The sequence below is a fragment of the Crocosphaera sp. Alani8 genome, from assembly GCF_038442745.1.
GTDB lineage: Bacteria > Cyanobacteriota > Cyanobacteriia > Cyanobacteriales > Microcystaceae > Crocosphaera.
Genome location: NZ_JARVCN010000183.1, coordinates 1 through 6,711, shown reverse-complemented (window position 1 = coordinate 6,711; position 6,711 = coordinate 1). Strand labels below are relative to the sequence as shown.

The window sequence follows — 6,711 nt, the reverse complement described above, 5'->3', positions numbered from 1 at the left end:
CTGAAGCCCCAATATCTTGTTGAGCTAATGAGAAAATTCTCATTAATATTGACAATTGTACAGCTTTGTTCTGAGTTCTGACACTTTCCTACTAATCTTCTTCTTGAATCATTAGTTCGATTTCGTTTTTGACTTGATTAACATAGTCATTATGTCTTGCCACATCATATTGAGGTCTTAGAACGCAAGCATTTACGGCTGCTTGAACTATTTCTTTAGCAGTAATTTTTCCTGCTGAGAACTCTGTTTCTAGTACATAGTAACCAGGAATTCCTTCTTTTTTAAAATCTCCTCTATATGCCATTGTAGCTAGAGTTTGAGGTGCAATATCAGATTGAGCCTCAAGGCTACAATTAGAGTTTGTTTGTGGTACTTCTGCTTTAACACCGATAGGAAGCAGAATCATACTTGTTGCGGCTATTAGTAATGAAGCTGGATAGGACTGCCATTTTAATTTCATTTCTTTACTCCTGATTTTTGCTCAGTTTAGTTCCGTTTATTAAGTTAGTTGACTTGTTTAACTTACTTACGAGTATCTCAATTATTTTTGGTAGAAACAATACGGTTTTGTTCCAGAAAAGTTCAGGAAAAAGTTCAGGTATTCAGATTTTTTCCACTACATGGGAATCACTACCTCACTACCGAATTTAGATCCACATATCATACTCTGACCAAAAAGGTCCAAAACCCACAGCTTATTGTTCCCGTCCTTGTTCGTTGTTATAGTCGAACTTGTTGTTGAAGGGAATTTTTTTTTGCAGGAGAACGGTCTCAATGATAATCGGCTGATAAGGTGATTATCGTTGAGGCACAGCATCGTTATTGATATGATGCTCTGTCTCTCCTCTCTTAAACAATCAAACAAACACCTCACGGACTTTGGCCCCTTCCATCACTGGGGTCACGTGATTAACGTTTATATCTGTCCAAGTTTTGCAATTTTTGGCAAGTTCCAGAGAATCCTTGGCTTCAACAAGAACCCAGCCTTCAAGTAAGGTTGTTGAGACATAAGTATCAATTACTTTCACCGTTTCAAGACTGTTATTCCCAAAAGCTAAATATCTTTCATACGCTTCATTTCGGTGTTCAGGTGTAACTTCAAAATAAATCATAAATAACATCTTCATGTCCTCTTGTGTTAAGGCTAAATAGATCACTTGAAAGAGCGTTTTTATTCTGTTTGTCTGTGATCTTTTTATAGTGTCAATATATCCTTGCGATATGTCTTTAAGATGAAGGTTTTGTTGCTTTCGTATGATGTCGTGAATATGAGGGAAGGGGTTATTAGCAGAGAAAACCAGTCACCCTTAGCCCTCTTCTGTCACTCTCCGAAAATCAAAGTAAAATAAAAAAGCGACAAACGGCTAAAAAGCAGAGGGGACAATAGTTGGCTATAATCTTCGGGACGAGAAGATAATCCGTGAGAAAAGACAAAAACAGGTATTTTTTGTTTTTCTAGAGTTTGGGGAATATAAACATCAACATAAAAACTACGCTCTCGACTTTTATCCGTAAGCTGCCAGACTTGTTTGATAATTTTATAATCTCCTGGTTTTCTTAAATCTTTTAATAAAGAATAATCAACTGAGGGTGTAGTTTTGACTTCTTCAGTGGTCCACTGCTCAAGGTTAGTAACCAAGAGATCAGTGGCTAAAATTAAATGCTTAATTTTTTGCTCAAGTCCTTCAAGTAAGTCCCCTTGAAGTTGAATATTGGTTGGGTATTTTTTAAGGACATTTAATAACGTTAACCCCTCGGGGTCTAAGGACGCTGAAACCATCGCCCCTCTTAAGGCATATTTTCCATTAATCCCCCCTTGGATTGTTACTCCGTCGCCAACAATAGTGAGCATATTTTCTCCTATTGAGCTATTAAAAAAACGAGAAATTAAAACAGGATTTATATCAAGTTTTCTGACTAAGATGCTACGAAACTCATCTTGTTGTTCTGTGGTCAGTTTATCCAAATAAAACCTCAAATCTTCATTGATTATTCCATGTTTGGCAAAGATTTCTAAAGATTCTATTCGTAAAGACAATAGTAAAGGTCCATAAGAAAGATAGAGTTTCTCTGCTGCTTTGACCTGAACTTCCCCTTTGACAAAACGCCATAACGTATGCTGTATAAGGGATACACCGAATGAGCGAGGGGTCATTACTGGGTACAAATAGAAGAAATACTTAACATTTCTATTGCTTTTTGTTGTAGTTCAGTGGGTCGAGTTATCTTGTCAAAAACGTATTTCCCACTCTCTAAAGTATACTCAACTGTATTCAAGCAAATTGTTCCCAAATCTTCTATTAAGGTACGGAAGCTGTGAACTGGTAAGTTATCTTCAGTACGTTTTTTTCTGTCTTTAGCAACGGCAGAATCACTACGACTAGCTTTGATAACATCTTGATAGTTATCATCAATTTCTTCATCTTCAAATAATAAAGGAGCTAATTTTTGTTTTAAATGCCATTCTACATAATAAGCCAACATACACAAGAAAATATGTGCTTTCACTCTGTCTCCCTTGTAATGATATATAGGACGCACTTTTAAATCAATAGATTTATAACAACGGAAAGCTTCTTCCACTGAAGATAAACTTTTATAAGCTTTGACCACTTCAAATCCATTCATCAGAGTTTTATCTACAGAAGTTCTTAAAATATAAACCCCATCTAAAGCTATTTCTTGGTCAATTAATTCTTGTTTTCGCTCATAAGTAAAGCTTAAATCTGTGATGTCTAAATTATAGTATTTGTTGATTTTATACTTGTTTAAGACCTTTCCCACTCTTAAAGCTATTTTATCCGCTCCTTTCAAAGCTCTTTTTTCTCTTTTTATAGCTTTAATAATTAACTCGAATTGTTCTTCTGCTATTCGTAATAATGCCTCTCTTTGTTTTTTATTTTTAGCAGCAATCAAAGGATTTCGACAAGCGACTAATCTTTCATTCGGGTAATCTTCGCTTTCAAATTCAACTAGATTAACTTCATCAAATAATCCTAATTGAATTGACTCTACTTCTGCTAATTTCCTAATGCTTGCCTTAGTTAAACCACTAATATAATCTAATCCTTCCACTGGTTTTACTAACTCTTTAATATTTGAAGATGTTAATATCCCTCTATCTGTTACCCAAACTACATTATGAACTCTAAACCGTTTCCTTACTTTTTCTATTTGACTTTCTAATGTGCTAGTATCTGAGGTGTTTCCTTCAAAAACTTCTACAGCGATAGGACAGCCATTTTTGTCACAGAGTAGTCCAAAGACTATTTGAGTTTTTCCTTTTTTCTTATCTCGATTATATCCATATTTTCCTAATTCACATCCCTGTCCTTCCAAATAAGTTGAGGTAACATCATATAAAACTAATGAGCCATTCTTGAGATGAAGACTAGCTAATTTATTTTCAATTTTTTCTTGTTTATTTAATAACCAATCTAGGGCATCATAGAGTTCATTCTCATCAGCTTTTTCTAAATTTAATACTTTTCCTAAACTATGACTACAAGTTTTTTCATGAAATCCTCTAGCTGTGGCCAATTTGGATTTAGGATTAATAATTCTAGCAATGATCATCCCTATAACTAAGTTTCTGACTCGAGAGTTCTTAAGAGCAATAATCTTATCTAAGCCTAACTTTTTAATTGTCTCTAATATGACCATCACATGACCATGAGGACGACTTCTTATTACTTCAAAATTATCGGTTATCGTCTCAGTTATTGAAACTTTAGCCCCTTTTAAGACGAGTTTCATATTATCAACAACTTCATCTGGCAATGTTGATAGATTGGCCAGGGTTCTTTTTTTGACTTGATCTCCTTCTCTGTAAGATTCGCGAAGAAGAACAGCTGGAGGGGAATTTCTATTAGGAACTCTTTCTATATACATGACTACTATTTTAGCTTAGTTCCCTTATGATTGTCCATTAAGAAATATTACGATTTACATGGGTACAGTATCGGAGCCTAATCTCTGTATCCCTTCATAGATAAGGTTTTTAGGACTTTATAGTAGTTTTGTACGGGGGAAGTTCAGTTTGACAGGAAGTAAACTGAGGAATGTCAACAAATATCCTAAAAGGAGTCGGGTAATTTTAGCTCTGTTCAACATTTTATTCAACAACTTTGAGCAAAGGAGTATTTATATTCTAAGACTACTGGTTGTAAAGGATGTTCTGGGTAGGGGTAAACACAAGAGAAACTTTTAAATTAAATGGCATTGTTCGGCTCCAAACCTGTAGAGGTAAGCAGGGTTTTTTTGACACATAGAGACATTGCCACATTCTGCTTATAGTAGCCAGCTTAGTTGATAAAGACTGGGTAAACCGTCTCCTGTCCATCATAAGTAATCACGGAGCCATCAATGCTCTCAAATAGTGGCTCTCCGTAGTGTAAAGCCTTATAGTCCTTGCCCTCTAGTGAGCTGTGGATAGTACCCATGATGACTTTCCTAAGGAAGATCCAAGTAAATAATCATCCAGCCTTAGTTATGTTACGAACTGGTGGAAAATAGGGATCTCTGGTATGAAGGCTGGATGATTGTTATTCTGGAAGTCCCCTAGTGTGGGGAAACAGCACCACCTCCTGGAACTCAAAGACCTCAATCACATCTGGGAACTCTGGTTGTTGCCCTTCGTTCAACAGATGCAGGTAATCCAATCCATGCTTGACTACCACTCACTGGTGCCAAATAACCATAAAGGGCAAAGTCATACCATTCAAGAATATAAGCTACTATTGCCCCAAGATTATTTCGGCTGCAAAAAACTGGCGCTTCCAGTTGAATTTTCATGGCTTAAGTTTTAGACCAAAGGCTATGGTTGTACTTGAGCTTTTTCTAATAAAGTGTAATGCAATCATTCATGACTACATTAGGGGAAAAGTCTGGCCCTAATTTCTAATCCCCAATCCCCAATCCCCAGAACAGAAATTTTGGCTAACCCCTTGACAAGCATCATGACTGATCTACTGACACTACCTATTTTTTGCCAGTTGCTTCTTCTTTAGTTAATTCCCCATTTCCGTCTTTATCAAGTTTAGTAAATTTTCTCTTGGCTTCTTCTTCAGTCTTTTTTTCTCCTTCTTTGGCTTTGACTACATAGTAATCTATAAATTCAGCAGCGGTTACTTTTCCTGCCTGATTGACATCAATTTCAGCAAAGGTCTCCACAGGTATGAATTCAACTTCAGAGATGTCTGAAGTTGTTGATTGGCTCTTGTTTGACGGCTGCCCACAACTGATCAAGCTAGTGGTCAAGATTAAGAATGCGAGCAGTTGTGTCAAGTTTCTAATAGCTATGTTTCTAGACATCTTCATTTTCCTTTTTTTTGTTGATTGAGTTTAAGATTAATCCTTGCTTATCCGTTATTATCCCTCTTCTGTCAGACTCCGAAAAATGGGGGTCAAACCCTGTTTCTCTTGTAAGGTGTTGTTGGCTGTAATGAGAGAAATTAGTAGGAATTTCGGAAAGTGACAGAAGAGGGATAAGAGGGCTAATCGGAGATCGCTTGTCTCAAACTGACGGGAGCGATCTACTGATAATACCTGTTACTTAGGCTCCCTCAAACAATTTGCAATGCCACTCTCTCTGCTAAGGGCATATTCCAGGGGACAATCTTTTTCTCTGGTCCTAGTAATTGTTTCCTCAGATTGGCATCCAATTTTGCTTGTTCTAAAATCTCCGTTCCGCTTTTAGTGCCGTGAATACCAATCCAGCGAATACTGTACTTGGTAGCTCTTAGCCACTCGTAAAGAGCACCAGCCTCATGGTCCTCGCACCCTCGGTAAAACAATAATTCATCAAATACCATCACGGTGCCACTATGAATGCGGTCTGTTAGGGAGTAAAGAGCCGTTTTTGTTGATGAGAAGACATCGCAGTCAAGGTGAACCATGTCCACAGGCGATGAATGCTCTTTCAGAAATCCCTCGAGGGTGTCTTCAAATCTTCCTTCTATGAGGGAGACATTATACCGGCTGTAGTCCCAGTACCAGTGCCAAACTCTAACCATAAACGGGAGCGGCGATCCCTTGGTATCCTTTCTCGACAGACGTACTCTAAGGGGGGATGAGGGAGTTGCATCGATCTCAGGGTTGTTTGAGCGGAGATAACGAATTCTTTTTTGTTAATGTTGATTTCCGATAGATTTATTTCAGACGAAGATAAAGTATCAGTGCTCATGAGTCCAACTCCTTTCTAAGTTAATTGTTCTGTGTTCAAGATGGTTTAAATATATAAATGTAGTTTGTCAGTGATATGACAACTACATTTATATAATGTGGTTGTTGGTTGTAACGTCTTTTGAGGCTTTGCTGAATTTAACGTTGCTTAGCCTTGAAGTTGGAAATAGCTGTTTTGATTCAACTGTTGACTTGAGATTCATTTTGTATGTCTCCTTTGTTTTTTATCTTCTTCTACACTATGCTCTTTCTTTTGAGCAGAAACAATACCTAGAAAGTTCAGAAAAGTTCAGGAATTCTGTAACTGCGGCGTAGTTCAAATCAAGGTAACAGTTTTGCCAAATAGTCAGTCATTGAGTAGAACATTTGCTCTCAATAGTAGTCAATTATAATTGAAGAAAATTGTGTAAATGTGTGGGTCAATCGAGTGAAATCATCGGTTTGTGTGGCTTCTGGGCTTTCTTCCTCTTACCGGGCGACGTTCAAATGTGGGTAACAGTTTTGCCAAATAGCCACTCCTTGAATAGA

8 protein-coding genes are annotated in these 6,711 nt (G+C 37.1%); all 8 read right to left on the bottom strand.

What is annotated here, in order from left to right; translation table 11 throughout:
• Window positions 1–91: 91 nt before the first annotated feature.
• The 8 genes from P9B04_RS11900 to P9B04_RS11870 all read right to left on the bottom strand — a co-directional run bounded on the left by P9B04_RS11900 (window position 92) and on the right by P9B04_RS11870 (window position 6,184).
• Window positions 92–460 (bottom strand): hypothetical protein, encoded by a 369-nt coding sequence (locus P9B04_RS11900; protein ID WP_342055206.1) that lies wholly within the window; start codon window positions 458–460, stop codon window positions 92–94.
• Window positions 461–857: 397 nt separating this feature from the next.
• Window positions 858–1,112: a DUF3303 domain-containing protein gene (locus P9B04_RS11895; RefSeq protein WP_342055205.1), complete on the bottom strand. Its 255-nt coding sequence runs from the start codon at window positions 1,110–1,112 to the stop codon at window positions 858–860.
• 209 nt (window positions 1,113–1,321) lie between these two features.
• On the bottom strand, window positions 1,322–2,155 hold the full coding sequence (locus P9B04_RS11890; RefSeq protein ID WP_342055204.1) for an alpha/beta hydrolase: 834 nt from the start codon (window positions 2,153–2,155) through the stop codon (window positions 1,322–1,324).
• Window positions 2,155–3,891: an IS1634 family transposase gene (locus tag P9B04_RS11885; RefSeq protein WP_342055203.1), complete on the bottom strand. Its 1,737-nt coding sequence runs from the start codon at window positions 3,889–3,891 to the stop codon at window positions 2,155–2,157. Before P9B04_RS11885 ends, P9B04_RS11890 begins: the two co-directional genes overlap by 1 nt.
• A gap of 413 nt (window positions 3,892–4,304) precedes the next feature.
• A complete protein-coding gene (locus tag P9B04_RS25170; protein ID WP_446717993.1) occupies window positions 4,305–4,442 on the bottom strand; it encodes a succinylglutamate desuccinylase/aspartoacylase domain-containing protein in 138 nt (45 codons plus the stop codon).
• 538 nt (window positions 4,443–4,980) lie between these two features.
• Window positions 4,981–5,313 carry an EF-hand domain-containing protein gene (locus P9B04_RS11880; RefSeq protein ID WP_342055202.1) on the bottom strand — a complete coding sequence of 111 codons (333 nt, stop codon included), beginning with the start codon at window positions 5,311–5,313 and terminating at the stop codon, window positions 4,981–4,983.
• Between the two features lie 251 nt (window positions 5,314–5,564).
• Window positions 5,565–6,014 carry a TylF/MycF/NovP-related O-methyltransferase gene (locus P9B04_RS11875; RefSeq protein ID WP_342055201.1) on the bottom strand — a complete coding sequence of 150 codons (450 nt, stop codon included), beginning with the start codon at window positions 6,012–6,014 and terminating at the stop codon, window positions 5,565–5,567.
• Window positions 5,957–6,184, bottom strand: coding sequence for a hypothetical protein (locus P9B04_RS11870; RefSeq protein WP_342055200.1), 228 nt, complete (start codon window positions 6,182–6,184; stop codon window positions 5,957–5,959). The genes P9B04_RS11875 and P9B04_RS11870 overlap by 58 nt, the downstream gene beginning before the upstream one ends.
• Window positions 6,185–6,711 lie beyond the last annotated feature (527 nt).

Coding starts and splice junctions, on each gene's coding strand:
- P9B04_RS11885 (WP_342055203.1), bottom strand. CDS start 3,891: ATGTATATAGAAAGAGTTCCTAATAGAAATTCCCCTCCAGCTGTTCTT.
- P9B04_RS11895 (WP_342055205.1), bottom strand. CDS start 1,112: ATGATTTATTTTGAAGTTACACCTGAACACCGAAATGAAGCGTATGAA.
- P9B04_RS25170 (WP_446717993.1), bottom strand. CDS start 4,442: ATGGGTACTATCCACAGCTCACTAGAGGGCAAGGACTATAAGGCTTTA.
- P9B04_RS11900 (WP_342055206.1), bottom strand. CDS start 460: ATGAAATTAAAATGGCAGTCCTATCCAGCTTCATTACTAATAGCCGCA.
- P9B04_RS11880 (WP_342055202.1), bottom strand. CDS start 5,313: ATGTCTAGAAACATAGCTATTAGAAACTTGACACAACTGCTCGCATTC.
- P9B04_RS11870 (WP_342055200.1), bottom strand. CDS start 6,184: ATGAGCACTGATACTTTATCTTCGTCTGAAATAAATCTATCGGAAATC.
- P9B04_RS11875 (WP_342055201.1), bottom strand. CDS start 6,014: ATGGTTAGAGTTTGGCACTGGTACTGGGACTACAGCCGGTATAATGTC.
- P9B04_RS11890 (WP_342055204.1), bottom strand. CDS start 2,155: ATGACCCCTCGCTCATTCGGTGTATCCCTTATACAGCATACGTTATGG.